Source organism: Chitinophaga niastensis (assembly GCF_003014755.1).
GTDB lineage: Bacteria > Bacteroidota > Bacteroidia > Chitinophagales > Chitinophagaceae > Chitinophaga > Chitinophaga niastensis.
Window position 1 is genome coordinate 1007420 of the sequence record NZ_PYAW01000001.1, and the last position, 26156, is coordinate 1033575.

Annotated in this window: 21 protein-coding genes; 14 read left to right on the forward strand and 7 right to left on the reverse strand. The window is 42.5% G+C overall.

The window, feature by feature from the left end:
• The first annotated feature begins 70 nt into the window (after nt 1-70).
• Both CLV51_RS04250 and CLV51_RS04255 read left to right on the forward strand, forming a co-directional pair.
• Nucleotides 71-1084 (forward strand): PorP/SprF family type IX secretion system membrane protein, encoded by a 1014-nt coding sequence (locus tag CLV51_RS04250; RefSeq protein WP_106526754.1) that lies wholly within the window; start codon nt 71-73, stop codon nt 1082-1084.
• A 66-nt stretch (nt 1085-1150) separates the two neighbouring features.
• Nucleotides 1151-3208, forward strand: coding sequence for an OmpA family protein (locus tag CLV51_RS04255; protein ID WP_158266924.1), 2058 nt, complete (start codon nt 1151-1153; stop codon nt 3206-3208).
• Between the two features lie 196 nt (nt 3209-3404).
• Here CLV51_RS04255 and CLV51_RS04260 read toward each other — a convergent pair whose 3' ends face one another.
• Nucleotides 3405-3914 carry a hypothetical protein gene (locus CLV51_RS04260; protein WP_106526756.1) on the reverse strand — a complete coding sequence of 170 codons (510 nt, stop codon included), beginning with the start codon at nt 3912-3914 and terminating at the stop codon, nt 3405-3407.
• Nucleotides 3915-4355: 441 nt separating this feature from the next.
• Here CLV51_RS04260 and CLV51_RS04265 point away from each other — a divergent pair, with 441 nt between their 5' ends.
• Complete coding sequence (locus CLV51_RS04265; protein WP_106526757.1) at nt 4356-5771, forward strand: MATE family efflux transporter; 1416 nt, start codon at nt 4356-4358, stop codon at nt 5769-5771.
• Between the two features lie 80 nt (nt 5772-5851).
• The gene (locus CLV51_RS04270) at nt 5852-6775 is read left to right on the forward strand and encodes a PfkB family carbohydrate kinase (protein WP_106526758.1); all 924 of its coding nucleotides are present in this window, start codon (nt 5852-5854) and stop codon (nt 6773-6775) included.
• A gap of 120 nt (nt 6776-6895) precedes the next feature.
• Here the strand turns inward: CLV51_RS04270 and CLV51_RS04275 are convergent, their stop codons facing one another.
• Nucleotides 6896-7687 (reverse strand): S1/P1 nuclease, encoded by a 792-nt coding sequence (locus CLV51_RS04275; RefSeq protein ID WP_106526759.1) that lies wholly within the window; start codon nt 7685-7687, stop codon nt 6896-6898.
• Between the two features lie 106 nt (nt 7688-7793).
• On the opposite strand from CLV51_RS04275, the gene uvrB reads away from it, so the two are divergent.
• The 4 genes from uvrB (at nt 7794) to CLV51_RS04295 (ending at nt 13819) form a co-directional block, all read left to right on the forward strand.
• Nucleotides 7794-9848, forward strand: coding sequence for an excinuclease ABC subunit UvrB (uvrB, locus tag CLV51_RS04280; RefSeq protein WP_106526760.1), 2055 nt, complete (start codon nt 7794-7796; stop codon nt 9846-9848).
• Nucleotides 9849-10257: 409 nt separating this feature from the next.
• Nucleotides 10258-11649, forward strand: coding sequence for an ammonium transporter (locus CLV51_RS04285; RefSeq protein WP_106526761.1), 1392 nt, complete (start codon nt 10258-10260; stop codon nt 11647-11649).
• Nucleotides 11650-11931: 282 nt separating this feature from the next.
• On the forward strand, nt 11932-13017 hold the full coding sequence (locus CLV51_RS04290; RefSeq protein ID WP_106526762.1) for a porin: 1086 nt from the start codon (nt 11932-11934) through the stop codon (nt 13015-13017).
• A gap of 142 nt (nt 13018-13159) precedes the next feature.
• Nucleotides 13160-13819 (forward strand): DUF2461 domain-containing protein, encoded by a 660-nt coding sequence (locus tag CLV51_RS04295; protein ID WP_106526763.1) that lies wholly within the window; start codon nt 13160-13162, stop codon nt 13817-13819.
• Between the two features lie 87 nt (nt 13820-13906).
• Here CLV51_RS04295 and CLV51_RS04300 read toward each other — a convergent pair whose 3' ends face one another.
• Complete coding sequence (locus tag CLV51_RS04300; protein ID WP_079471700.1) at nt 13907-14158, reverse strand: hypothetical protein; 252 nt, start codon at nt 14156-14158, stop codon at nt 13907-13909.
• 317 nt (nt 14159-14475) lie between these two features.
• On the reverse strand, nt 14476-15465 hold the full coding sequence (locus CLV51_RS04305) for an aspartate-semialdehyde dehydrogenase (RefSeq protein ID WP_106526764.1): 990 nt from the start codon (nt 15463-15465) through the stop codon (nt 14476-14478).
• Nucleotides 15466-15612: 147 nt separating this feature from the next.
• Between CLV51_RS04305 and CLV51_RS04310 the strand changes: the two genes are divergently transcribed.
• The 3 genes from CLV51_RS04310 (at nt 15613) to CLV51_RS04320 (ending at nt 19893) form a co-directional block, all read left to right on the forward strand.
• The gene (locus CLV51_RS04310) at nt 15613-17322 is read left to right on the forward strand and encodes a hypothetical protein (protein WP_106526765.1); all 1710 of its coding nucleotides are present in this window, start codon (nt 15613-15615) and stop codon (nt 17320-17322) included.
• Nucleotides 17323-17416: 94 nt separating this feature from the next.
• Nucleotides 17417-18082, forward strand: coding sequence for a DUF5606 family protein (locus CLV51_RS04315; protein ID WP_106526766.1), 666 nt, complete (start codon nt 17417-17419; stop codon nt 18080-18082).
• Nucleotides 18083-18171: 89 nt separating this feature from the next.
• Nucleotides 18172-19893 carry a M3 family oligoendopeptidase gene (locus CLV51_RS04320; RefSeq protein ID WP_106526767.1) on the forward strand — a complete coding sequence of 574 codons (1722 nt, stop codon included), beginning with the start codon at nt 18172-18174 and terminating at the stop codon, nt 19891-19893.
• Between the two features lie 75 nt (nt 19894-19968).
• Here the strand turns inward: CLV51_RS04320 and CLV51_RS04325 are convergent, their stop codons facing one another.
• Together CLV51_RS04325 and CLV51_RS04330 are read right to left on the reverse strand one after the other, a co-directional pair.
• Nucleotides 19969-20403 (reverse strand): Fur family transcriptional regulator, encoded by a 435-nt coding sequence (locus CLV51_RS04325; RefSeq protein WP_106526768.1) that lies wholly within the window; start codon nt 20401-20403, stop codon nt 19969-19971.
• A gap of 14 nt (nt 20404-20417) precedes the next feature.
• On the reverse strand, nt 20418-21044 hold the full coding sequence (locus CLV51_RS04330) for an SCO family protein (RefSeq protein WP_106526769.1): 627 nt from the start codon (nt 21042-21044) through the stop codon (nt 20418-20420).
• Between the two features lie 186 nt (nt 21045-21230).
• Between CLV51_RS04330 and CLV51_RS04335 the strand changes: the two genes are divergently transcribed.
• The 3 genes from CLV51_RS04335 (at nt 21231) to CLV51_RS04345 (ending at nt 25460) form a co-directional block, all read left to right on the forward strand.
• Nucleotides 21231-21656 carry a MerC domain-containing protein gene (locus tag CLV51_RS04335; RefSeq protein WP_106526770.1) on the forward strand — a complete coding sequence of 142 codons (426 nt, stop codon included), beginning with the start codon at nt 21231-21233 and terminating at the stop codon, nt 21654-21656.
• Between the two features lie 18 nt (nt 21657-21674).
• The gene (locus tag CLV51_RS04340) at nt 21675-22859 is read left to right on the forward strand and encodes a GTP-binding protein (RefSeq protein ID WP_106526771.1); all 1185 of its coding nucleotides are present in this window, start codon (nt 21675-21677) and stop codon (nt 22857-22859) included.
• A 138-nt stretch (nt 22860-22997) separates the two neighbouring features.
• Nucleotides 22998-25460, forward strand: a complete 2463-nt coding sequence (locus CLV51_RS04345) for a TonB-dependent receptor (RefSeq protein WP_106526772.1) — start codon at nt 22998-23000, stop codon at nt 25458-25460.
• Here CLV51_RS04345 and CLV51_RS04350 read toward each other — a convergent pair whose 3' ends face one another.
• Nucleotides 25461-26129 carry a hypothetical protein gene (locus CLV51_RS04350; RefSeq protein ID WP_106526773.1) on the reverse strand — a complete coding sequence of 223 codons (669 nt, stop codon included), beginning with the start codon at nt 26127-26129 and terminating at the stop codon, nt 25461-25463.
• Nucleotides 26130-26156: the final 27 nt, after the last annotated feature.

Here is a 26156-nt window from a genome sequence, read left to right on the forward strand (position 1 = left end):
TAAAAATTATTAATAATAACCGGGGTGCAAATGCATCCCGGTTAATCTTGAAAAAGCTAAAAATGTTCCTATGAAAAGGATTTTTATAGTTGCAATACTTTTATGGAGCAGTTTGTTGCCCAAGTTGTGTGTTGCCCAGGTGGACCCTCACTTTTCACAGTATTATGCTTATCCGTTATGGCTCAATCCGGCCTTAACAGGTGTCATTGATGGTGATTACAGGATCAGCGGCGACTATCGTAATCAGTGGGCCAATTATGGGAAACCCTTTTCTACTGCAGGGATTTCTATAGATGCTGCCACCGACAAAAACATAGGGGTGGGCCTCAATGTAATGAACATGTCTGCAGGTGATGCAGGATATAACTACTTCAGTGCGATGGCCAGCATTTCCTATACTGGTGTGAAATTTGGTCGTACAAAAACCAGCCAGTTAGTTTTTGGTATTAATGCCGGTTTGATCAACAGAAGAGTGGATCCGGCTAAATTCCAGACAGGTAGCCAGTATCAGCCGGTTATAGGTTATGATCCAAGCATTGCCAATGGCGAAAACGTAACTACTACTAAATCAAATCAATTTGATGCGGGGGCGGGAGTTGTTTATTTTGATGGGAACCCCAACCATATGTTTAATCCCTTTGCCGGATTTGCAGCAGCGCATCTCACACAACCTAAAGATCCTTTTGCCAGCGGCAGCAATGGAATAGAAAAAACATTGCCTATCCGTTACCTGGTTCACGGAGGAACTAAAATAAAACTGAATGACGCGGTGAGCCTCACTCCTACAGGACTCTACATGCGTCAGGGAAATGCGGAAGAAATTGTAGCCGGTGTTTATGCACAGTTGATGGTGAATCCAGAATTTGATTTATTGGTAGGAGGAAACTACCGTTTCAATGATGCAGCAATACCTTTTGCAGGTTTCCATTTTAAGAGCTTTACGTTGGGATTGAGCTATGATACAAATACCTCAAACATGCGTCGCCTGGTAAATGGCAGCCAGAGTTTCGAAGTGTCCCTTTCTTTTATCAGCCGCAAAAGAAGAGTGCTTAATGAAGAATATTTTATTTGTCCGAGGTTATAATTTACAAGAAGAAATCAGATCAGAATGGAGGAAAAAACTTATACAGAAAAAAGAAATGGAACCCTCATGAAAAAAATTACACTCTGTTGGCTGGTGATTTTTATGGGAATAATTAACTCCATACAAGCGCAGTATGTTTATGACTTCAAGCATACAGCTGATATCTTTTACAATGCCAGGGATTATTATTCTGCAGCGCAGTATTACAACAAAGCGCTGGGTACTTTTAAAATAAAACCTGAGCAGGTATTACCTTATACACTCGCTGATGCAGCGCCACCTAGTGGTAAGTTGAAAGATTATCAGCAAGTGGTAGCCCGATTGGCAGAATCATACCGTCTTTTTAATGACTATGGCAACGCTGAAACATGGTATTCCCAGGTGGTAGGGTTCAATAATCCCGCATATCCGCAAGCCCGTTACTGGTATGCCATTTGTCTCAGGGCCAATGGTAAATATGATCAGGCACTGGAGCAGTTTAATAAATTTAAACAAAGTTATACAGCCGCCGACGAATACTCAACCAGAACCCCGCTTGAAATTGCTTCCTGTGAATTTGCGCTCTCTGAAGCCAGCCGGCAACCCCGCTTTACAATTGTGAAAACTGCCGGAAACGTAAACGAAGGAGGAGCTAATTATGCACCCGTAATATTGAATGAAGGTAGTTTGATGTTCACTTCTTCCCGCGCTGAAAATCCGCCTTTACCAACTAATGCTAAAACCGCTGAAGATAAAAAGAAGCAGGTTAAAAAAGGAAACCCTTATGTAAATGACCTCTACATAGCTACAGGTAATGGTAATACTTTTGATTTTAGCCAGAAGCTTAAAATACCTACCGCTAAAGGATTTGAGCAGGGTGTTTCCGCAGTCACACCAGACGGTAATACACTCTATCTTACCAGGTGGACAGAAAAGGGCGGTACAAAACTGGCTGCTATCTATATAAGCACCCATCAAAATGGTACATGGTCTGAGCCAAAGATATTGGGCGATAATGTGAATGTGGCCGGATATAATTCTATGCAGCCTTTTGTTACTGCTGATGGCAAGTACCTGTTATTTGCTTCCAACAGACCAGGAGGTATGGGCAAAAATGATCTCTGGTATTGTATCATGAATAACGGAACACCTGGTGGTGCACGCAATATGGGCACTGCTATCAACACAAAAGATGAAGAACAGGCGCCTTTTTATGATGAAGAAAAAAACCTGCTGGTATTTAGTACAGATGGCCGCGTAGGCCTTGGAGGACTCGATTTCTTCCAGAGTGAAGGGGACTTCGGTACCTGGTCCACTCCTGTGAATATGGGTAGACCTTTGAACTCTCCCAAAGATGATATTTATTATACTGCATTAAATAACACACATCCGTTTGCCGCAGGGTTTATCAGCTCCGATCGGGAGTCAATTTGTTGCCTGGAAGTATTTGGTATTAAAAGAATCAGCAAAATTGCCAGTGGCCTGATTCTCGATTGTGATACACATCAACCGCTGCAAGGCGCTACTGTTACACTGCTGGATACTGTTCGCCAGAAAACCATTCAGAAAATTACATTGGATGCTACCGGTCGTTATTCATTTGAGGTAGACCCGCAACGGTTTTATAAGATTCTGGCAGAAAAGGAAAATTATTTCACCAAAGCAATCTATTTCAATACAGATACGCTGGCAGCAATAGATTCGATGGATAATCCTACGCTTTGCCTCAAACACTATGAAATAGAAAAACCAATTGTACTAAATAATATCTACTATGATTTCGGCAAAGCAACGCTTCGCCCGGAATCCAGGATCGTGTTGGATACAGTAGCAGATATGCTGAAAGATAATCCGAAACTCACTATTGAAATGAGCGCGCATACAGATAGTGTAGGCTCTGTGAAATACAATGATAAACTGTCCCAGGCACGTGCACAGTCTTGTGTTGATTACCTCATCAGTAAAGGCATTTCATCTAATAGACTGATTGCAAAGGGGTATGGTAAATCAATGCCAATTGCACCTAATTCATTGCCTAACCACAAGGATAATCCGGAAGGACGGCAACTTAACCGCAGAACAGAATTTAAAGTATTACGCAGACAGGTGGCGGTGAGTAGTGATTATAACAACACTGGTCAATAGCTTTTTATTTGTATCCGGATCTGATTTCGGATACCACCATATCCTACAATTACAAAAAAATAGCCGGCCTTGTGTCGGCTATTTTTTTGAACCGTATGATAACCTGTTACCTCCTGCTATATTGATGTACAGGAGAGAGCATACCCTTTACAGAAGGATATGCTCTCAATAGTTTTAATGTAATATTTCGAAAGCGTTAGATGCTCTTGCCGAAGTTGCCAATAGCAATAGTGTCTGCTTTGTTTTTGCTGTGCAACACTTTCAGGTACGCGCTATAATTCACAGCGTCATTAAATCTGAAAGCAGTGTCTTTAGTTACACCACCAGCCCTGTTCAGCTTGATTGTTTTAACTTTTGAGAACAGATCAATATTCATAGCAGCACCAGTTCCTTTTGCCTCTAACTTCAGCAAAGTATCTGTAGTCGGAGCGCCGGTTTTGCCACCAATAAAGAAGACGTTATGAACAGTGTCTTTTACGTTTTTAGTGAGGTTTAATACTACGTTAACAGAGCTATCAGTATTTTCTGTAACAGTAATTGCACCTACTTTTTTTGCATCAGTACCAAGCACGTCAAATGACTTTGAACGCGGGGTTGGAGGTGTAGGTGTATTGTTGTCGTCTTTTTTGCAGGCAGTAAAAGTTATACCCAATACAGTAGCGATCACTACTCCGGTGCGGAGAGCGTGTTTGTTGAACATGTGCATGATTCCAGTTTTATGAAGGTTTTAAGATTGCGATTTTAAGTTTTGTGATTTTTTATGCTATATAGGTTTTCAGCGCTTACTAGTGGATATTAAACGAAGCATGAAATTAAAAGTTACAGGTACAAGTAGGATATTTATTAAATATTATTTTTTGTCGGCTGTAATGCTTTGCTACAGATCGTTACAGCCGGAACAATTTATTTTTAATTGAAGAAAGTAGTTATAAGTAAACGTTGATACATACTTTTTTTATTTTGTTGACATGTTGATAATTAAAAAATTCTTTTACTTTTGTACAGCATCATTGAATATGTCAACTTATAACAACATGAAAAATTAATCAGACGACAGCCCTTCCTGTTGTCGCTCCCCACTTCCCGTAATTAATTTGCAGCATAACTGGTACGGCTGCTTTCCCGTTTATTATTTTAACGATAGTTTATGCCCATATTAACGCAAGCCTTTGCGCGTACCCGACATTTTTTTCATCTATTCAAGATAGCCGTTACCGGTAGTGAAAAAGAATTTACAACCGGTAATATTAACCGCGCTATCTTTTTGCTTTCTGTTCCGATGATACTGGAAATGGCGATGGAGTCATTATTTGCAGTAGTGGATATTTATTTTGTCAGCCACCTGGGTGTTAACGCGATCACGGCAGTAGGACTAACAGAATCTGTGCTCACACTGGTATACACAGGGGCCATGGGATTGAGTATGGCAGCTACAGCCATGATTGCAAGAAGGACCGGCGAAAAGGATCCTGCAGCTGCGGCACATGCAGCTATGCAATCGCTTTACCTGGGTTTCGCTGTTTCATTACTCATCAGTATTGTGGGATTTTTCTTTGCAAAAGATATACTGCTGATCATGGGTGCATCCAAAGAAGTGGTTGATAACGGTTATGTATATACGAAAATATTACTGAGTGGTAATATCGTCATTGTATTATTATTCCTTATCAATGGGATTTTCCGTGGAGCCGGTGACGCTGCGCTGGCGATGCGCGCATTGTGGATTGCGAACGGACTAAATATTTTGCTTTGTCCGCTACTTATTTCAGGGTTAGGGCCAATTCCTGCGCTGGGCCTGAAAGGTGCTGCTATCGCTACTTTCATTGGTCGCGGTGCAGGTGTATCTTATCAAGTGTATCACCTGTTAAAGGGCAAAAATTTGATACGTATTACTAAAAAGCACCTCGCCCCTGCTATTGATGTAATCATGTCTATTCTGAAAATAGCTGCTGGCGGCACGGCCCAGCTATTGATTTCATCTGCCAGCTGGATCTTTCTCGTGCGCATTATTTCCTATTTCGGCAAGGATGCAGTGGCAGGATATACAATTGCTATCAGAGTGGTCATCTTTACGATACTGCCGGCCTGGGGGATGGCCAATGCGGCAGCTGCGCTGGTAGGCCAAAATCTGGGTGCACAACAACCAGAACGCGCGGAAACATCGGCCTGGCGTGCGGCATTCTTTAATCTGGTATTCCTGGGTATGATAGCTGTTATCTTTATGGTGGCCGCACCTGGTATTATCGGCTTTTTTACAGACGAACCCGTAGTGACAGGTTATGCTGTACAATGTTTGCGACTGATGAGTTTAGGTTATATTTTTTTCGCCTATGGCATGGTGCTTACCCAATCGTTTAATGGTGCGGGTGATACCCGTACTCCTACGCTTATTAACCTGTTTGCGTTGTGGATGTGGCAAATGCCGCTTGCCTGGGTGCTGGCGATTGGATTGAAGTTAGGCCCTCAGGGCGTATTCTGGGCTATTGCTATCTCAGAATCTACTGTAGCCATAGCGGCCATTGTGCTATTCAGACGGGGTACCTGGAAGAAGGTGAATATTTAGCTTCCTGCTTTCTGTATAAGTAGTTACCTTTGCCAGGTTTTGCATTAAACTTTAACCTAATAAACTTTTAACTAAATAGCATGTCACTCACTGTTGTTGGTACTATGGCGTTCGATGAAATTGAAACGCCCTTTGGAAAATCAGGAAAGATCATTGGTGGTTCAGCCACTTATATAGCATGGGCTGCTTCCAACTTTGTAAAGCCTATTAACCAGGTATCCGTAATAGGTGAAGATTTCCCACAATCGGAACTGGACGCGTTGACGGCCAAAGGAGTAGCATTAGACGGTGTACAGATAAAGAAAGGTGAGAAATCCTTCTATTGGTCTGGTAAGTATCATATGGATATGAATACCCGTGATTCACTGGTAACTGATCTGAATGTGCTGGCCGATTTCCAGCCTGTTATTCCGGAAAGCTATCAGGGCAGTGAATTTCTGATCCTGGGCAACCTTACACCACAGGTACAGATGAGTGTATTGGATCAGCTAAAGGTAAGACCTAAACTGATCGTGATGGACACAATGAACTTCTGGATGGAAGTTGCATTGGACGATCTGTTGAAAGTATTGAAAAGAGTGGATGTACTGATGGTGAATGATGGTGAAGCCCGTCAGCTGAGCGGAGAGTATTCTCTGGTAAAAGCTGCCCGCAAAATCATGACCATGGGGCCGCGTTATGTGATCATTAAGAAAGGGGAACATGGTGCATTACTCTTCCACGAAAATCATGTATTCTTTGCACCAGCTATGCCGCTGGACGATGTATATGATCCTACCGGTGCTGGTGATACCTTTGCCGGAGGCTTCATTGGTCATCTTGCAAAAACAAAAGATATCTCTTTCGAAAACATGAAAACAGCTATTATCGTAGGTTCTGCTATGGCTTCTTTCTGTGTGGAGAAATTTGGTACAGAGCGTATCAGGGAGATCACACACGGAGAAATTGCTACCCGCCTGGAACAATTTGTTCAGCTGGTGAATTTTGATATAGACCTCGTATAGGTTTTAGCAGTTAGCTATTAGCTTTTAGCAAAAATGCAGCGAAGACAGAAGCAAAGTATAAACCTACGCTTTTGTCTTCGCTGCATTTTTGCTAAAAGCTAATAGCTAACCGCTAATCGCTTACTTAAATATCCCGTTCAAGACCGCTGCTAATCTCAATCCTCCCTTCAGCAATTGCTGGTTCAGATCATTTACAAAAACATAATTGTAACGGTAGCTAAGCTTTGAATCAGGTTTTGTATAGTCATATACCTTGTCTGACAGGAGGTGTGACTCAAACATCCAGTCGGCAATAGAACCACTCTGTATGGTCTTTATTTGGGCTACAGGCGCAATATCAATTGCTTTGGTATATTCTGTATAGCTCAGTTGCTGAAAATCGATCAATTGCTCATCCCATACGCGGTGAAGGTTAGATGGCTTATCAAACCACATTACACTGATTTTGTTACCACCCATGTCCTCATCTCTGCCTACATGCAGTGGCTGATGCATATCGCCCATCAGGTGTACAAGGAACCTGAGTGCAAATATTTGTTTATCCTTTGGCAATGACCGGTTTTTGAGATCCTTGATCATGTCCTGTGTTTCAATATACAGATTTTCACCGGTAGCAGCATTCAGTAGCTGATCAAATGTTGCACGATCAATATTAGCCGGAAAATCGAGGTAGTGCCAGGAGCTGGTATGATCATACTGATGAGTAGTATCAGATTTAATGAAATCGGGCCAGTTGGCAATCATAGCCAGGCTTTCACGGCCCAGTATATTGTTGATGGCTTTACGTGCCTGTGGGGTCAGATGCAGGTAAGCTATTTCCCCTACTATACGGTGACCGTTAGGTCCCCAGGCAAAGCTGGTAAAAGGTAATAGAAAGGCCAGTAGCAGGCCCATTACGATTTTCTTTCTCATAAGTACGTCCTTGATTGAAGTGGCAAAATTAAGGCTTCTTTTTTAACACTTATACTTCCCGGTTCTTTAGTATTTTTACATATACTGCTCAAATATAAATTTCAATATGTCATTTAAGATACAAGCTCCATATGCTCCTGCTGGTGATCAGCCGGAAGCGATCAAACAATTAACGCAGGGATTGATGGAAGGAGAACCTTTTCAAACCCTGCTGGGGGTAACCGGTTCAGGTAAAACATTTACCGTAGCAAATGTAATTGAACAGGTACAGCGCCCTACCCTGGTACTTACACATAATAAAACACTGGTAGCTCAGCTCTATGGCGAGCTACGACAGTTTTTTCCGGATAATGCAGTGGAATATTATGTATCCTACTACGATTATTATCAGCCGGAAGCCTATATGCCGGTAAGTGATACCTATATAGAAAAAGATCTGGCAATAAATGAGGAGCTGGATAAGCTCCGGCTGAAAGCTACGTCTAACCTGCTTTCCGGACGGAGAGATATTATTGTGGTAGCCAGCGTTTCCTGTATATATGGTATTGGTAACCCTACAGACTATGAAAATGGGATAATCCGTATTCAAAAAGGACAGGTATTAAGCCGGAACACACTCCTGCACGGGTTGGTGAATTCCCTGTATAGCCGCACTACGGGCGATTTTAACAGAGGTAATTTCAGGGTGAAAGGAGATACCGTAGATATCAATCTGCCTTATGTGGATTATGGTTATCGGATTACTTTTTTTGGAGATGAGATAGAAGAGATAGAAACATTTGACGTGCAGAATAGCAAACGTATTACTGTTGTGGAAAATGCGGCTATTTTCCCGGCAAATATGTACCTCGCACCAAAAGACATGATGCACCAGATCATCATTGAAATACAGGATGAGCTGAAAGCCCAGGTAGATTATTTTAAAGCCAATGGTAAGTTGATTGAAGCCCAGCGCTTATCCGAAAGAGTGAATTATGACATGGAAATGATCCGGGAACTTGGCTACTGTAGCGGAATTGAAAACTATTCCCGTTTTCTGGATCGTCGTAAGCCGGGCACCAGGCCATTCTGTTTGCTGGATTATTTTCCGGATGACTTCTTATTAGTGGTGGATGAAAGCCACGTGACCATTCCGCAGATAGGTGCGATGTATGGGGGCGACCGTTCCCGTAAGCTCAACCTGGTGGAATTTGGCTTCCGTCTGCCGTCTGCCATGGATAACCGCCCGCTGAACTTTTATGAGTTCGAGAACATGCTAAACCAAACCATTTTCGTAAGCGCTACTCCGGGAGAGTATGAGCTGAAGAAAACAGAAGGAGTAGTTGTGGAACAGGTAGTACGTCCTACCGGTTTGCTGGAACCACCAATAGAAGTAAGACCCAGTGTAAACCAGGTAGATGACCTGCTGGAAGAAATAGACAAACGTGTACAAAAGGGAGATCGCGTGCTGGTAACCACCCTTACTAAGCGCATGGCCGAAGAAATGGATAAATACCTGGGACGTATTAATATTAAGTCCCGCTACATTCACTCAGAGGTAGATACATTGGAGCGTATTGAAATATTACGCGACCTGCGCTTAGGTAATATAGATGTACTGGTGGGTGTGAACCTGCTGAGAGAGGGGCTTGATTTGCCGGAAGTGTCATTGGTGGCTATTTTAGATGCAGATAAAGAAGGATTTTTGAGAGATGAACGCTCGCTGACCCAGACTGCTGGTCGTGCGGCACGTAACGTAGATGGACTGGTTATCTTTTATGCAGATAAGATAACGGAGAGTATGCAGCGCACTATTGATGAAACGGATCGTCGCCGGGAGAAGCAGGTAGCTTTTAATATTGCACATAATATTACTCCAAGAACTGTTCGCAAGAGTAAGGAGCAGATTATGGGACAGACATCTGTATTGCAAATCAAGCATTTCGATGAAAACTCACCTTATGCTTTGCATGATGAGGTATTGTTGGTAGCCGAGGATGCGATGGCATATGCAAAAAGCTCTGCTGCTGCCGGGAAAACCATCCCACAGATGGAGAAGTCTATTGCTAAAGTGAAGAAGGATATGGAAAAGGCTGCCCGTGATCTTGATTTTATGGAAGCCGCCCGTTTGAGGGATCAAATGTTTGCAATGGAGCGTGAATTGTTGGAAATGAAACAATAATGGACCTGGCTATTTAATAATGTTATATACAATTTATTATAATATGTTTATCTCTTTTTCTGATTCACAGTGATAAATATATAATTTATAAAATATTATTTACCAGGTGGTTGTGTGAAATTATTCAGCATTACAGTAACACCACCACCTGGTAAATTTGAAAATTGTTAACACAACAATAATTTATCACTTATATAATTGATAATCAATAAAATATAGCAATTTATCTTCTCCTTAAAATCCTTCACAGAATAGAAATTAATAATTAATATTATTATTAATTATAATATCATTGATTTAATCCTAAATATCACACCTGATATTCAAATATTTCTATTTTTACCCCCTTCTATTTGATGTTTTAAATTTCAAACCTACTTTTATTTAAGAAATTTAAAAATCAAACGCTATGAAGAAAAAATCATTTCAGGACTATCTACCCTTCATTTTTTTGGCGATAGTTGCAATTATTGGAGTTTTTATCCCAGCACTCCCAACTTTTGCAGATGGTGGCAAATATAATTCTGCTGATATCGCCTGGATTTTAGTGGCTTCATCCCTGGTATTTTTGATGACTCCCGGTTTGTCCTTCTTTTATGGAGGCATGGTAAATAAGAAGAACGTTATTTCTACCATGATGCAAAGTTTTATTGCAACGGGTTTAATCAGTATTGTATGGATAGTGGTTGGATTTAGCCTGGCGTTTGGTAAATCTTATCATGGTATAATAGGAGATCCCCGTAGTTTCTTTATGTTTCAAAATGTAGGGTCAGGAGCCCCGTGGAGCCTGGCCCCCACTATTCCGCTGTTGTTGTTTGCGCTCTTCCAGATGAAGTTTGCGATCATTACTCCTGCCCTGGTGGTGGGTGCAGTAGCGGAAAGAATCCGTTTTACTTCTTATGTATTGTTTATGGTGTTATTCAGTTTACTGGTGTATGCACCAATTGCACACTGGACCTGGCATCCGGATGGTATCCTGTTTAAATTAGGCGTACTTGACTTTGCCGGTGGTACAGTGGTACATATCTCTGCCGGTTGCGCAGCCCTCGCTGGTGCACTGGTATTGAAAAGAAGAAAGGATCATATTGAAAAGAAAGAACTGCAACCTGCAAATATTCCCTTTGTATTATTAGGTACAGGTTTGCTGTGGTTTGGCTGGTTTGGTTTCAACGCAGGTTCTGCACTGAGCGCTAATGCGCTGGCTGTAAGTGCCTTTGCTACTACTAATACTGCTACCGCTGCTGCCGGTTTATCATGGGTGTTCTTTGATGTGATCCGCGGTAGAAAACCATCCGCGCTCGGCTTCTGCATCGGTGCAGTGGTTGGTTTGGTGGCCATTACGCCTGCTGCCGGATTTGTTGCAATCCCACAAAGTGTGTTCATCGGATTTATTGCTGCTATCATTTCTAACGTGGCAGTACACTGGAAATCAAAAACCAGTATCGATGATACCCTCGATGTATTCCCCTGCCATGGTTTAGGTGGCATGGTAGGTATGCTGCTCACAGGCATCTTTGCTACAAAAGCAGTCAATGCAGGTGGTGCTGATGGCTGGTTCTATGGCAACTTTGATCTTTTCAAAAACCAGGTACTGGGTCTGTTGCTGGTAGTAAGCTACAGCTTCACCGTATCATATGGTATCTTCAAACTCATCAACCTTATTCACCCGCTCCGTGTATCTGAAGATGAAGAATCACTCGGACTGGATGTTACACAACACAACGAAAATTATCACCCAATACTCATCAGCGTATCAGACAACGGTACACTGAAAGAGGAAGAAGAACTGGTTCACTCGTGAAATGTACCGTACATCGGTATAACAAAAGAGTTACAGTTTTTTGAATACGATCTTTATCAACTTTATTAAAAACGTATACACTATAACGTTAGAAGAGCCTGGAATGGATAATTAGTAATTATAATCTGCTGTAAATAAGTGAAACTCGTTCCAATCAGTAATTATTAATTATCCATTCCTTCTATGTAGCATTTCCACGCGCGCACGCATTCCACACTCCAGAACAATCAAGCAAGAAAGGCCGCCTTAATACTTACCATTTTATCAACCAAACTAATAAGTATGAAAAGAATGTTAACGACCTTATTCGCTGTGGGCAACTCTTTCGTTGCCATGTCTCAATCCACTACAGACACGGTGCCTCCACCCGCTTTTAAATTGTCAGGATCTGCTGACGTATATTACAAGTACAATTTGAATGGTAACTACACTGATAATAAAACCAGTTTCACCAACTCTCATAATTCTTTTGAATTAGGAATGGTATCACTAAAGGTGGAACACGGATTTAAAAAAGGTAGTATTGTAGCCGATCTCGGTTTCGGAAAAAGAGCCGGGGAATTTTCCTATAATGATGTACCTGGTTCCTCTAACGGATTGTCTATGGCCATCAAACAATTATATGTTTCTTATCAGTTAACAGAAAAGATTAAAGTAAGCCTCGGTAGTTATGCTACACATATTGGCTATGAGCTGGTAGATGCCTACGCAAACAGAAATTATAGTATGAGCTATATGTTTAGCAATGGCCCCTTTTTTAATACCGGTGCAAAAGTTGATATTACACTTTCTTCTTCTATGAGCGCTATGGTAGGGGTTTTTAATCCTACAGATCTGAAATCAGTCAGCCAAAACAGTCATAAATATATAGGTGCACAACTGGGCTGGGCGCCTGCAGAAACACCGGTGAAACTTTACCTCAACTACCTGGAAGGGAAAGATACTTTTAGTGTCCAAAATCACCAGGTGGATCTGGTGGCTACTTACCAGGTGAATAAAGTACTGGGTTTAGGGTATAACGGTACTTACAGTGCTTATCTGGATAGAAAAACCCCAAAGGAAAACCGGACGAATGATCAATGGTGGGGAAGCGCGCTTTATGTGAATATGGATTTCACCGATAAATTTGGTCTTACCCTGCGTGGTGAATATTTTAGTGATAAAGACGGCGTGAAAGTATTTGCAGGTGTGCCCGGAGGTGGTAATGTAACAGCGGGTACCCTCTCCTTTAATTACAAGGCAGGAAACCTTACTATAATACCAGAGTTCAGAGTAGATAAGGCTTCTGTAAATTTATTCAATAAATCCGGCGGCAAACCAGCTGATGTTGCTTCCAATGTATTGCTGGCGGCGACCTATCACTTTTAAGTAATTACGAATTGAGAATTACGGACTGAAGCGAGTGATATAAGTATATAATCTTTGCTTATATCACTCGCTTCAGTCCGTAATTCCCAATTCGTAATTCGTAATTATTAAAACCGTGTATTATCTTGCTATAAAAAAAGCAATGTTGCAGCCGTCCACGTTAAAATTTCTGAAGTCACTCAAGCTGAATAATAATAAAGTATGGTTTGATGAACACAAAGCCGAATATCAGTTAGCCAAAACCGATTTTGAAAGTATGGTACAGCAGCTGATAGATGGCATGGTCAGGCAGGATGCCTCCCTGGAGGGGCTACAGCTGAAAGATTGTGTTTTTCGTATATACAAAGACGTTAGATTTTCAAAAGACAAAACTCCTTATAAGATCAATATGGCCGCGTCGTTTCAGGCTGGCGGAAAAAAATCTACCCTGGCAGGATATTATTTCCACCTGGAGCCCGGAGGCAATAGTTTTGCCGGTGGCGGTTTGTGGATGCCCTCAGCACCCGAACTAAAGAAGTTACGGCAGGAAATTGATTATAATTTCCACGAGTTTGAACAACTCATCTCAAATAAAGAATTTATCAAACATTTTGGAAAGGTAGAGGGTGATACGCTCAAAACGGCGCCACAGGGGTATCTTCCGGATAATCCGGCTATTGCATATCTGAAACTGAAAAGTTTAATCGTTTCTCATCCTGTTACAGATGAAGCTTGTACACAACCGGCAATGGTAAGAGAGATACTTAAAACATTTGCCCTCATGCAACCACTGTTGCAATTCATCAATCGGGCGATGGACTAAATAATGATGGTTTATTAGTTATCAGACTGATTACTTTCATTTTCACTGCCTAATAAACTAATAAACCATCATCCGGTTACCCCGGGATTAATTCTTGTGAATAAGGAATTCGAACGGACGTGCCTTGCGGTTCTTTAAAAGGTTTTCTTTGTCCGTACGTGCATGAGCAAAACGTTGATTATACACGTTTGCCACCTCGATGATAGGGATAATTCCATCCAGTGTATCCTGCTGATCAACAATGTTCATGATACGGGATACCTGTGAAGAGAAATTAGTGCTCCACTCTTCGGTAAACTTGTGCATTAACAGAAGCTCGCGATTGGTGTTGGTTTTCATAGGACTTAAGGGTGTTTTCTGATTAGAAAATAACGAAAAATTCCGGCATATCTCTAAAATTGGTCTACTCTTTTCTGCAAAGAGTTTAGTTGGCATAGGATTATTACTACCAAAATTGAATTTTATCTCGCACAAATCAATACTACTTCCGTGTAATTTTTACACTTTCTGTGTTATGCTTGTGTGAAAAGCCCAAAAAAAAGCAAGCGCTAACACGCTTGCTTTGAGTGACTTATAAATATATTTTCGTATAGTCATATGCGGGAGCTACACTAAAGGGGTAATAAGCCCCTTATTTACATAGCACAACAGTATGATTACAGCCATTTCTTCTCCTGGAGATATTCGGCGATTTGAACCGCGTTGGTAGCTGCACCCTTACGAAGATTGTCGGCAACTATCCACATATTCACTGTTTTAGGCTGCGTTTCATCCCTGCGGATACGGCCTACAAATACTTCGTCTTTGTCGTGTGCATCTTTAGGCATAGGATAAAGCGCTTTAGACGGATCGTCTACAACGATTACCCCTGGCGTTTTTGCGAGCAATGCACGCAATTCGGCTACCTCATATTCATTTTCAAATTCGATGTTTACTGATTCACTATGACCACCCATTACCGGAATACGTACAGTCGTAGCCGTTACCTGGATATGATCATCTCTCATAATCTTCTTTGTTTCATTCACCATCTTCATCTCTTCTTTCGTATAGCCGTTCTCGAGAAACACGTCTATCTGTGGGATGGCATTCATATCTATCGTATAAGGATAGGCCATTTCACCGGTAATACCCTGTCTTTCATTCATCAGCTGCGTTACGGCTTTAACACCTGTACCGGTTACTGACTGATAAGTAGATACTACTACCCGCTTGATTTTATATTTCTCGTGCAGTGGTTTCAGCACCAGCACCATCTGTATGGTGGAACAGTTAGGATTGGCAATAATTTTGTCTTCCGGTGTAATGGCATCTCCGTTTACTTCCGGTACTACCAGTTTTTTAGTAGGGTCCATTCTCCAGGCACTGGAGTTATCAATAACTGTAATACCTGCTGCTGCAAATTTAGGCGCCCATTCCAGCGAAGTGCTTCCGCCGGCAGAAAAGATAGCTACATTAGGCTGCATGGCAATAGCCGTTTCGGCGCTAACCACCTTCCAGGTCTTGCCCTTAAATGTTACTTCCTTACCAACGGACTTCTCAGAAGCCACGGGAATCAATTCTGTAACGGGAAAATTTCTTTCCGTTAACACCTGTAACATTTTTGAGCCTACCAGTCCGGTAGCTCCTACTACGGCAACTTTCATTTTGTTTTACATTTTAAATTTTGGAAGCCCAAAATTAATATATACTACCCGCTTTTCATAGCAATAAGATTTTTTATTCTGTTTAGATGGCATTAACACACGAAAGAAATTTTGCGGCTAAGTTTGTATCACCCAAAAAAACAATATATGAGAGTGCCCATTGTTTGTACCTGCCTGTTATTACAGGTACTCGCCGGCTATTCACAGGTGCCGGCCATCTATGATGTAATAATACAGGAGATAATGCCCAAACCTTCTCCTGTGGCTGGATTACCGCCATATGAATATATTGAGCTGCGGAATGTCAGCGCTGCTCCTGTTCAATTGCAAAACTGGCACCTGGTAGTAAATAAACGGGATGTATTACTGCCAACTTGCTTATTGCAGCCGGATAGCCTGCTTTTGTTATGCCCGATAGCCGCGGTAAGCAGTTATAACATTCCAAATATCAGGGGATTAGACCGCTTCCCTGCACTGCCAGATGATAGCGGACTGGTGGTGTTATATGATCAAAATAAAAAGGTAATGCATGCTATCGCGTACAATCAAAGCTGGTATGGCAATTCCCGTTTAAGCAAGGGCGGTTATAGCCTGGAAATGATAAATGCCGCTTTTCCCTGTAGCGGTAAAATAAACTGGTGCGCCAGCCCGGCTCCCGCAAGCGGTACACCGGGCAAACCCAATGCAGCGGCTGCAGCTACAACTGATGACACAAGACCTGATCTTTTATATGCCGTAGTAACTGATAGTATGCACGTGTTATTACAATTCAGCAAAACGCTGGACAGTACATTGGCGGCGGATCCTGCCCGATATCAGGTAAATGGTGGAATAAATGTAGCTGCGGTTGTGGTAGTGCCGCCCTTATTTAATTTAGTGCAACTGCAGTTGTCTGCTGCGATACAATCGCAGCAGGTATATACCCTTGACACCAGGGGGCTTGCAGACTGTAAAGGCTTGGAAAGTGGCATAAAAACAGCGGTCACGTTGGGTTTGCCACAACAACCAGCAGTTTTTGATGTAGTGTTGAATGAGTTGTTGTTTTATCCCCCGGCCGGCGTCCCTGAATTTATAGAGTTGTATAATCGCAGTAATAAGGTCATAGATCTGCAACAGTTGCGTATTTGCGCCAGAAAGCAAGACGGAAGCCTGGGAACGGTTAAAAATATAGCGCCTGCAGGCCGGCTGCTGATGCCTGGTAAATTGGTGGCCCTTACTACAGATGCGGCGCTGTTATGCAGCCACTACACCTGTAAAGCGCGGGAAAACATACAGGAGGTAAACAGTTTACCATCTATGCCCATGGCAGAAGGGCAACTGGTGCTGCTTCGCAGTGATAGTACGGTGATTGATGAATTGCATTATACGGATGGGCAGCATTTTCCGCTGGCCAGTGCCTTACAGGGCATTTCCCTGGAGCGTTTGAACACAGAATTGCCCACCAGTAACGGAGATAACTGGCATTCTGCCGCTGCTACAGCGGGTTATGCCACACCTGGCTGGCCAAACTCGCAGCAGTGGCCACAAGAGGGAGAGCAAACCACTATCACAGTAATGCCGGCCGTTTTTTCTCCGGATGGCGATGGAATAGCTGACCTGGCGCAGCTGACCTGGCAATTGCCCGCCCCTGGCTGTGTGGCCAATGTGACAATATTTGACGCGCAGGGGAAACCAGTACGCTTCCTTGCCCGTAATATTTTACTCGGAAATACAGGATATTTGCGCTGGGATGGATCTGGAGAAAATGCAGTAGTTTTGCCTTCAGGTATTTACATATTTTTTATAGAGATATTTAATCTCAAAGGCCACGTGAAACGCTGGAAACGTACTGTGGTCATGGCACGAAAGTTGAACTGATGCGGCCCCCTGGCGATGGCCTTTTTTCAGGTTAAAAATAGCAGCGGGCAATCTATTATAATTATTTATATTTGCGCTTCCTAAAAATTTGAACATGCAGTACAGAGAAATTGTTGCAGTAACCGGATTGGGCGGTTTGTTTCAGTTAGTAGCCAGCAAACAAGATGGCGCCATCGTAAGGTCACTGGAAGATAAAAGTACAAGGTTTGTATCTTCCCGCGTGCATAATTTTACTCCACTGGAAAGTATTGAAGTATTCACTACCGGCGAAAACGTAAACCTGGCTGAAGTATTCAAAGCCATGGATGAAAAAGCAGCAGCATTTCCCCCTGCAGCAGGTAAGGCAGATAACAATGCGATCAAAGCCTATTTCAAAAATGTATTCCCTGAATTCGATGAAGACAGAGTATACGTGAGTGATATGAAGAAAATGGTGAAATGGTTTAGTATCCTCAAAGCAAATGATCTGTTGCGTTTTGAAGAGATCCTGGCTGATGGTGAAGCGGAAGAAGTTGTTGCAGAAGCCGCTGCTCCTGAAACAAAGAAAAAAGCAGCAACAGCTGCAACAGAAGAAGTAGTAACAGAAGAAAAGCCTAAGAAGCCACGTGCTAAAAAGGCTGCTGACAAAGAAGAAGGTGAAGAAGGTGCTGAAGAAAAAGCGCCTAAGAAAACAAAAGCTAAGAAAGAAGACGCGCCGGCTGCAGAAGGTGAAGAACCTAAGAAAGTTGCTAAGCCACGCAAGAAGAAAACAGAAGAATAGTCGATTCCAACATCATTTAATAATCCAGACTTCTATGTTGCAGGTATTTTACTTGTGGATAGAAGTCTGGAATTTTTTATTTTAGTAAGATGAATAAATTAAACGCAGATATAAAAAAACTCCCACGTCACTTTCTTCCGGAAGAATTTAAAGTGACTACCTGGGAAGCCCTGCAGCCCTACTTTGAGGCGCTGCAACAGCGGGAAATCAGCCACGTGACTGATCTGGAAAAATGGCTCAAAGATATGAGCGAACTGGAAGCGGTAATCAGCGAAGATGCCTGCTGGCGACAGATCCGCATGACGTGTGATACCACCAGCAAAGAGCTGGAGGAAGCTTTCACCTACTTCTGCATGGAAATACAGCCACAGCTGCAGCCCTATGCAGATGCGCTCAACAAAAAACTACTGGAAAGCCCGTTTTTAAAAGACCTGGACCAGGATCTTTATAAAACCTATCTCCGCAGTGTTAAAAAACAGGTGAAACTATTCCGTGAGGAAAATATTCCTATTCAGGCTGAACTTAGCGTAATGGCCCAGCAATACGGCGTTATCGCAGGTAAAATGACCATTACTGTCAAAGACCAGGAATACACGCTGCAACAGGCCGCAAAATTCCTGGAAAACAGTGATCGTTCCCTGCGGGAGGAAGTATTTACCAAAACAGCTGCCCGCCGCCTGGAAGACCGGCAGGCGCTGGATGAATTGTACACAGGTCTTATCCTGAAACGCGACCAGGTGGCAAAGAATGCAGGATTCGCAAACTACCGCGATTATAAATTCGAAGAACTGGGCCGCTTTGATTATACCAAAGAAGATAGCTTCCAGTTCCACGATGCTATCAAAGCGCATTTAGTGCCATTGGTACAACAGATTCTTGAAAAACAAAAAGGAAAACTGCAACTGGATACCCTGAAACCATGGGATACTGATGCAGAACCTATAGGTATTAAGCCACTGGAGCCATTCCACACCGGTGATGAACTGGTAACAAAAGCCATCGCTACTTTTGATGAGCTGGGCCCTTTCTTTGGCAACTGTTTACGGGTAATGAAACAAATGGGTCGCCTGGATCTGGAAAGCCGCAAGGGTAAAGCACCCGGTGGTTATAACTGTCCGCTGTCGGAAACCGGTGTGCCGTTTATTTTCATGAATGCGGCTGGTCAGATGAAAGACCTGACTACCATGGTCCACGAAGGTGGCCACGCAGTGCACTCTTTCCTGAGTCATAACCTGCCACTCAGCGCATTTAAGGAATACCCGATGGAAATTGCAGAAGTAGCCAGTATGAGCATGGAATTATTTACCATGGATCACTGGAATATCTTCTTCGATGATGCGGAACAACTGCGTCGGGCACGCCTGCAGCAGCTGGAGCGCGCCATCACTATATTCCCCTGGATCGCTACCATCGATAAATTCCAGCATTGGATTTATGAACACCCGCAACACACCGTAGCAGAACGTACTGCTAAATGGCAGGAGATCTTAAAAGAGTTCTCTCCTGCTATCGTGGATTGGTCTGGTCATGAAGATTACCGTGAAATTACCTGGCAGAAGCAACTTCACCTGTTTGAAGTGCCTTTCTATTATATTGAGTACGGTATTGCTCAGCTGGGTGCTATTGCTATGTGGAAGCAATACAAGGAAAACAAAACCCAGGCGCTGGATAACTACGTACAGGCGTTAAGTTTAGGTAATACCAAAACCTTACCTGATCTGTATAAAGCAGCCGGTATTAAGTTTGATTTTTCTCCGGTGTATGTGAAGGAACTGGCAGATTTTGTGAAGCAGGAAATTGAGCAATTGTAAAATAATAGCATAAATGGAAAATGGCTGTGGGATTGAATCCACAGCCATTTTCCATTTATAGCTTTTCTTCGGAAATTATTTACACGATTTACACACCCCACTCACCACTACTTCCACATTATGCGCTGCATAACCTTTGGGAAGTTGTATTGGCGGTACATCTGTATCATCTAAACAAATGGTAGTACCACATGTTTCACATTTAAAGTGAATATGATGATCATGATGATGATGTTCTGAACATTCCGATTTGCATACTGCGTAGCGTACGGAAGTATCTGTAGTAGGTATTTTATGAATGATGCCTTTATCCAGGAAGGTTTGTAAGGTACGGTATACGGTTACGCGATCAAACGATTTGCCAGCCAACTTTTCGAAGTCACTGTGTTCCAGCGCGCCGTTGCTTTTCATGAACAGTTCCAGGATCTTGATCCTGGTATCTGTTACACTTAGTTTACTGTCGCGTAATAAAACGCCGATACGTTCTGTTATTTGTTGCTTGGTGCCCATGATGAAAAAAAACTTTATTCTTCCATTAAACGCTCTATGTCTTCCATTAATTTATTCACATCCTGTTGTTTGGTGCCTTCGTACAGTCCACGGATTTGTCCTGTTTTGTCTACCAGTGCAAACCATTGGGTGTGTACAAAATCTTCGTCACCTGCGTAGGTGCCATCGTCTACAAGATATCCCTGACGGGCCAAACGGTACAACTGCTTCTTATCACCGGTGAGGAACCACCAGTTTTTTTCATCAGCGCCATGTTTGGCAGCATATTCCTTTAGTACAGGAACGCTGTCGTGTTCCGGATCTACTGTATGTGATAAGATCAGGAAATTTGGATTGTTTTTATATTTTGCATACACCTTTTCCATATTCGTATTCATCTTAGGACAAATACCGGTACAGGTGGTAAAGAAAAATTCTGATACATAGATTTTATCCTTTACGTCTTCCTTTGATTTTGTGTTACCATTCTGGTCTGTAAATGAAAATCCTGGAACAGTATGGCCGGGTGCTCCCAAAACAGGCAGCTTTTCCTTACCCAGAAACGTTCCCCTCTCGCCCTTGATCACATAAGCGGAGTAGCCAAGGAAACCCGCGCTTAACACTACAAAAAATGAAATTAATATGATTGCTGTCTTCGACATAGGTATGATCCCTCTGTTTTATTCGATATAATATACAAAGGTAGCACATAGTTAACAGATGCCCAGCGATGTATATTTTCGTTTTGCTTTTTAACACGCCCACAACAGTTTACGATTGAAAAAATAAATTATTCAATATCATTGAGAAAATTAATTTGCAACATTGTTGCAAATTAATGTAGTTTTGTGAAGATAGAAAATCAGGGTATGGAGCAGAATATTTTACGGAAGATGAACCTGGATACGCTGGGCATTGGCGCTTCTTTAATATGTGCCGTGCATTGCGCGCTATTACCACTACTACTGACGGTATTGCCGTTGTTAGGTTCGCATATGCTGGAAAATGAAAAACTGGAATACGGGCTCTTGTCCTTATCATTTCTGATTGGCTGTGTGGCGCTGGGGCGGGGATATTTCCGTCGGCATCGCCGCATGGTGCCGCTGCTGCTGTTTGCTGTCGGGTTTGCCTTACTGATGACAGGACATTTCCTGTACGCTGCCGGATGGTGGCCACCCGTTATAATTGCCATTGGTGCTGCCATTATAACGGGTGCGCATATGCTGAATTTGCGAAAATGTAAACAATGCAATACGCATAAACATCGCCCATAGTAAAATAATTAATCACATATGAAAAAATTGCCTGTAACGGTGCTGAGTGGCTTTCTCGGCGCGGGGAAGACTACTTTGCTTAATCATGTGCTCCATAACCGCGAAAATCTTCGTGTAGCCGTTATCGTTAATGACATGAGTGAAGTGAATATTGATGCGCAACTGGTAAGAAATGAAAACACGCTGCACAAAACAGAAGAGCGACTGGTAGAAATGAGTAATGGCTGCATCTGTTGCACTTTGCGGGTAGATCTGCTCAAAGAAGTTGCACAGCTGGCATCAGAAAACAGGTTTGATTATCTGCTGATAGAATCTACAGGAATATCGGAACCCATTCCGGTAGCGCAAACTTTTTGTTACCAGGACGAAGCCAATGGTATAGACCTCAGCGCCATCAGCAGGCTGGATACGATGGTAACAGTAGTGGATGCCTTTAATTTTATCAATGATTACAGCAGCATAGAACGCTTACAGGATAAGGGATTGACAGAAGATGATGCAGATCAGCGCACGATTGTAAATCTACTCACAGATCAGGTTGAATTTGCCAATGTAATTGTGTTGAATAAATGCGACCTCGTAACACCGCAAAAATTAGGTAACCTCAAAGCTGTTTTGCGTAAGCTCAATGCAAATGCAAACATTGTTGAAGCCACCAATGGTAAGATAGATCTGAAAGAAATATTGAACACTGGGTTGTTTGATTTTGATACTACTTCTCAAAGTGCAGGCTGGCAGGCAGAGCTGGAAAAGGAGCACACACCCGAAACAGAAGAGTATGACATTTCCTCTTTTGTATACCGGAGCCGCAAACCCTTTCATCCGGAGCGTTTCTGGCAATACATCAACGAACAATGGCCGGGTAATGTGATCCGCAGCAAGGGCTTGTTCTGGCTGGCTTCCCGCCCTAAACTGGCAGTTAACTGGAGCCAGGCTGGCGGCTCTTTACGTGCAGAAAAAGCAGGGTATTGGTGGTGCGCTATCCCGCGCAACGAATGGCAGCTGGACCAGGAAACCTATGAACTGATCACCAGCCGTTGGGACGACCGCTTTGCTGACCGCTACAATGAGCTGGTGATTATAGGACAGGAATTAGCGGCCCATGATATCATCATGGATCTGGAAGGATGTCTCTGCACAGAACAAGAAATTAAATTGTATCAACAAGGCCATGAATTTAAAGACCCGTTTCCAATTATTTAGACAAGACTAAAAAATAATTAAGACAAGTATAAAATAAGGCCATAGTTTTGTCTAAAATAATTCAAAGCAGCTCGGAAAGTGTGCTATTTGTTACTATCCTGAACTCCCTTGCTGCTTTCATGCCTACATTTCTTGCTAATGAAACATTTATTTATACTACTATTTGCTTTATCACTTGCTTTATCTGTACGCGCCCAGCAGGGTGCTGTTAAAGGTGTAGTTGTAAACGCAGGTGGGCAGCCGATACAATTTGCCAATGTGGCAATCCCCGCTCTACATACAGGTGCAACAGCAGATCAGCAGGGCGTTTTCAACATTAAAAATATTACACCGGGTAACTATGAAATAAGAATTTCCATGGTAGGATATCAGCCGGTGAAATTGAAAAAAGCAATTGGCGCAGGGCAGGTAGTCGCTTTAAACATCTCCCTGGAAGAAGATCTTTCAAAACTAAATGAGGTAGTAGTAACGGGTGTTTCCCGCGCTACCGCTGTTCGTAAAAATCCTATACCCATTGCTGTTATAGGTAAAAAGGAAATGAACATGAATGTAAATAATAACATCATTGATGCTATTATACAAGGCGTTCCCGGCGTAAGTGCTGTTACTACCGGCCCCAATATTTCCAAGCCTTTCATACGTGGCCTCGGCTACAACCGCGTACTCACACTGTATGACGGCGTACGGCAGGAAGGCCAGCAGTGGGGAGATGAACATGGTATTGAAATAGACCAATATGGTATTTCCCGTGCAGAAGTAGTGAAAGGTCCTGCCAGCTTAACTTATGGCTCGGACGCATTGGCGGGTGTAATCAATATGATCCCTGATATTCCCGAAGTACCGCAGGGCAAACTGAAAGGTAGTTTCCTGACAGACTATCACAGCAATAACGGTATGATAGGCTCCTCACTGGGATTGGCTTACAGGAATAATGACTGGAAGTATGCGGTACGCGCTACGGCTAAGGCAGCGCATAATTATCAGAATAAGATAGATGGGTTTGTATATGGTACTGCTTTCAGAGAATATAATCTTTCTGCACTCGCGCGCGTGGATAAATCATGGGGCTACTCCCAATGGGGTACTACTCTCTACGATAATACCCAGGAAATCCCTGATGGTAGCAGGGATTCCCTTACCCGCAAATTTACCCGGCAGGTAACAGAAGGAGATGATATCAAAAACCGCCCGCTGGTGCCAGATAATGAATTGCGTACTTATACCATTAATCCATTGCATCAGCGCATCCAGCATTACCGGATGTACAATCATATAAAATGGATGATTGGTAATGGAGATATTAATACCACTATCGGCTTGCAGCAAAGTATCAGACGGGAATATAACCATCCTGAAATGCCTGTGCAGCCTGGATTGTACGTAGTGCTCAATACATTAAATTATGATGTGCGTTACAATCTGCCTGCAATAAAAGGTGTAGAAACTACAGTGGGCGTAAACGGGATGTATCAGGTAAATAAAAGTAAGGCGGCTACTGATTTTCCTATCCCCGACTATAATTTATTTGATATCGGTGGATTTTTCTTTGCTAAAAAATCTTTCAATAAACTGGATATATCCGGTGGTATTCGCTACGACAGCAGGCATATTCGCTGGAATGATTTTTATGTAGGCCTCAATAAACAAAATGGTTTTGAGCATCATGTACAATGGCCGGATACCGCAGGTGCAAAATTACAATTTCCAAATTTTAGTCATCATTATAGCGGCGTGTCTGGTAGCCTGGGCGCTACTTACAATCTTAGTCAGCGTGTGTTGCTGAAAGCAAATATTGCAAGAGGTTACCGTGCGCCTAATATTACGGAAATTGGCTCCAATGGCCTCGATCCGGGCGCGCATATTGTATATCTCGGAAATCGTGGTTTTAAACCGGAGTTCAGTTTGCAGGAGGATATTGGCTTCCTTGCCTATTTACCGGAGGTAGATATCAGTGTGGAATTGTTCAATAATAATATAGAAAATTATATCTATCAGGCACGGCTATACGATAATAATGGTAATCCGATAACCATTGTACCTGGCAATACCACTTACAGCTACCAGCAATCCAGTGCGCAGTTGTATGGTACAGAAATAAGTGTGAATTTGCATCCGCGCAGTATTGCCTGGTTAGTAATGAATAATAGTATTGCTTATACGCAGGGTTTAAACAGAAATGATGACATGATTAAGACACACGGTACAGCAGCCCGTTATCTGCCTTTCATACCGCCAACGCATATACGTTCTGAATTAAGAGCAACAGCATTAAAAAATTATAGTGTGTTTTCCAAAGCATATGCGCGTGTAGGGGCAGATATATTTGCAGCACAATCTCATTTTTATGGGGTAGATGATACGGAAACATTTACAGCAGGGTACACGCTTTTTAATGTGGGCGCTGGTACTGGTATTCTTAATAAAAAGGGTAAAACTATCTGTGAAATATTCCTGCAATTGGACAATGTGTTTGATGTTGCCTATCAGGCGAACATGAACCGGTTGAAATACTTTGAGTATTACAGTGCTTCGCCCGGCGGACATTTGGGGATATATAATATGGGAAGAAATTTCAGTGTAAAAGCGATGGTGCCGTTTTAATTACCACATTTTAATTCCCATCTTGATGCCTATTTGCAAACTGGGCAATATACTTACCAGTCTGCCGTCGTTGAGACTTACAGCGTTATTATTAAGGTCGTATGTTTTGTATTGATACACTTTACTGCGTATACCGATACCAATAAAGGGATCCAGGATAAACTTATCCTTTTTGAATTGACGGCCAACTAAAAGTTGTAGCCCAAATACGTTTTTATCGCCGGAGCTGGTATAGGTAGTATTGTTGTTGGTAATATCCTGGTTAGGATAGAAAACTTTCTTGTAAAAGAGCATGGGTTCAAAATAGGTCCCTGCGGCTCTGGCAGGCGCCATATCTCTGGAAATCAGGAACAGGCGGAAGCCTACGCGGAATCCAAGTCCACGGCCATTAACAAATTGTTCTGTGCTGATGTCCGGTTTTTTTTGTCCGATATCTATTTTTTTTGCCAGCACATAATCGGGATAGTCTGTATAGATACCACTAACGCCTGCTTCAATACTTAATTTGTCGGTTATTTCCTGTTCCAGGTATATATCCAGTTCATTAATTAAGGTAGTAGGATTAACCTTGATAAAGGTATTTCTGCTCAAACCTTTTTTATCATCCTGTGCATAGGACGAAAAAATAAATGAACAAAACAGCCATATTAGTAGCAGTGTCTTTTTCATACAGTTGTAAGGGTTAGACTGGCTTTT

Bases quoted from the DNA above. Each gene is read 5' to 3' on its own strand.
- CLV51_RS04270 (WP_106526758.1), top strand. From the start codon at position 5,852: ATGTCACTCACTGTTGTTGGTACTATGGCGTTCGATGAAATTGAAACG.
- CLV51_RS04325 (WP_106526768.1), bottom strand. From the start codon at position 20,403: ATGGGCACCAAGCAACAAATAACAGAACGTATCGGCGTTTTATTACGC.
- CLV51_RS04260 (WP_106526756.1), bottom strand. From the start codon at position 3,914: ATGCACATGTTCAACAAACACGCTCTCCGCACCGGAGTAGTGATCGCT.
- CLV51_RS04330 (WP_106526769.1), bottom strand. From the start codon at position 21,044: ATGTCGAAGACAGCAATCATATTAATTTCATTTTTTGTAGTGTTAAGC.
- CLV51_RS04300 (WP_079471700.1), bottom strand. From the start codon at position 14,158: ATGAAAACCAACACCAATCGCGAGCTTCTGTTAATGCACAAGTTTACC.
- CLV51_RS04340 (WP_106526771.1), top strand. From the start codon at position 21,675: ATGAAAAAATTGCCTGTAACGGTGCTGAGTGGCTTTCTCGGCGCGGGG.
- CLV51_RS04250 (WP_106526754.1), top strand. From the start codon at position 71: ATGAAAAGGATTTTTATAGTTGCAATACTTTTATGGAGCAGTTTGTTG.
- CLV51_RS04275 (WP_106526759.1), bottom strand. From the start codon at position 7,687: ATGAGAAAGAAAATCGTAATGGGCCTGCTACTGGCCTTTCTATTACCT.
- CLV51_RS04285 (WP_106526761.1), top strand. From the start codon at position 10,258: ATGAAGAAAAAATCATTTCAGGACTATCTACCCTTCATTTTTTTGGCG.
- CLV51_RS04350 (WP_106526773.1), bottom strand. From the start codon at position 26,129: ATGAAAAAGACACTGCTACTAATATGGCTGTTTTGTTCATTTATTTTT.
- CLV51_RS04255 (WP_158266924.1), top strand. From the start codon at position 1,151: ATGAAAAAAATTACACTCTGTTGGCTGGTGATTTTTATGGGAATAATT.
- CLV51_RS04320 (WP_106526767.1), top strand. From the start codon at position 18,172: ATGAATAAATTAAACGCAGATATAAAAAAACTCCCACGTCACTTTCTT.
- CLV51_RS04265 (WP_106526757.1), top strand. From the start codon at position 4,356: ATGCCCATATTAACGCAAGCCTTTGCGCGTACCCGACATTTTTTTCAT.
- CLV51_RS04315 (WP_106526766.1), top strand. From the start codon at position 17,417: ATGCAGTACAGAGAAATTGTTGCAGTAACCGGATTGGGCGGTTTGTTT.
- CLV51_RS04345 (WP_106526772.1), top strand. From the start codon at position 22,998: ATGAAACATTTATTTATACTACTATTTGCTTTATCACTTGCTTTATCT.
- CLV51_RS04290 (WP_106526762.1), top strand. From the start codon at position 11,932: ATGAAAAGAATGTTAACGACCTTATTCGCTGTGGGCAACTCTTTCGTT.
- CLV51_RS04310 (WP_106526765.1), top strand. From the start codon at position 15,613: ATGAGAGTGCCCATTGTTTGTACCTGCCTGTTATTACAGGTACTCGCC.
- uvrB (WP_106526760.1), top strand. From the start codon at position 7,794: ATGTCATTTAAGATACAAGCTCCATATGCTCCTGCTGGTGATCAGCCG.
- CLV51_RS04295 (WP_106526763.1), top strand. From the start codon at position 13,160: ATGTTGCAGCCGTCCACGTTAAAATTTCTGAAGTCACTCAAGCTGAAT.
- CLV51_RS04305 (WP_106526764.1), bottom strand. From the start codon at position 15,465: ATGAAAGTTGCCGTAGTAGGAGCTACCGGACTGGTAGGCTCAAAAATG.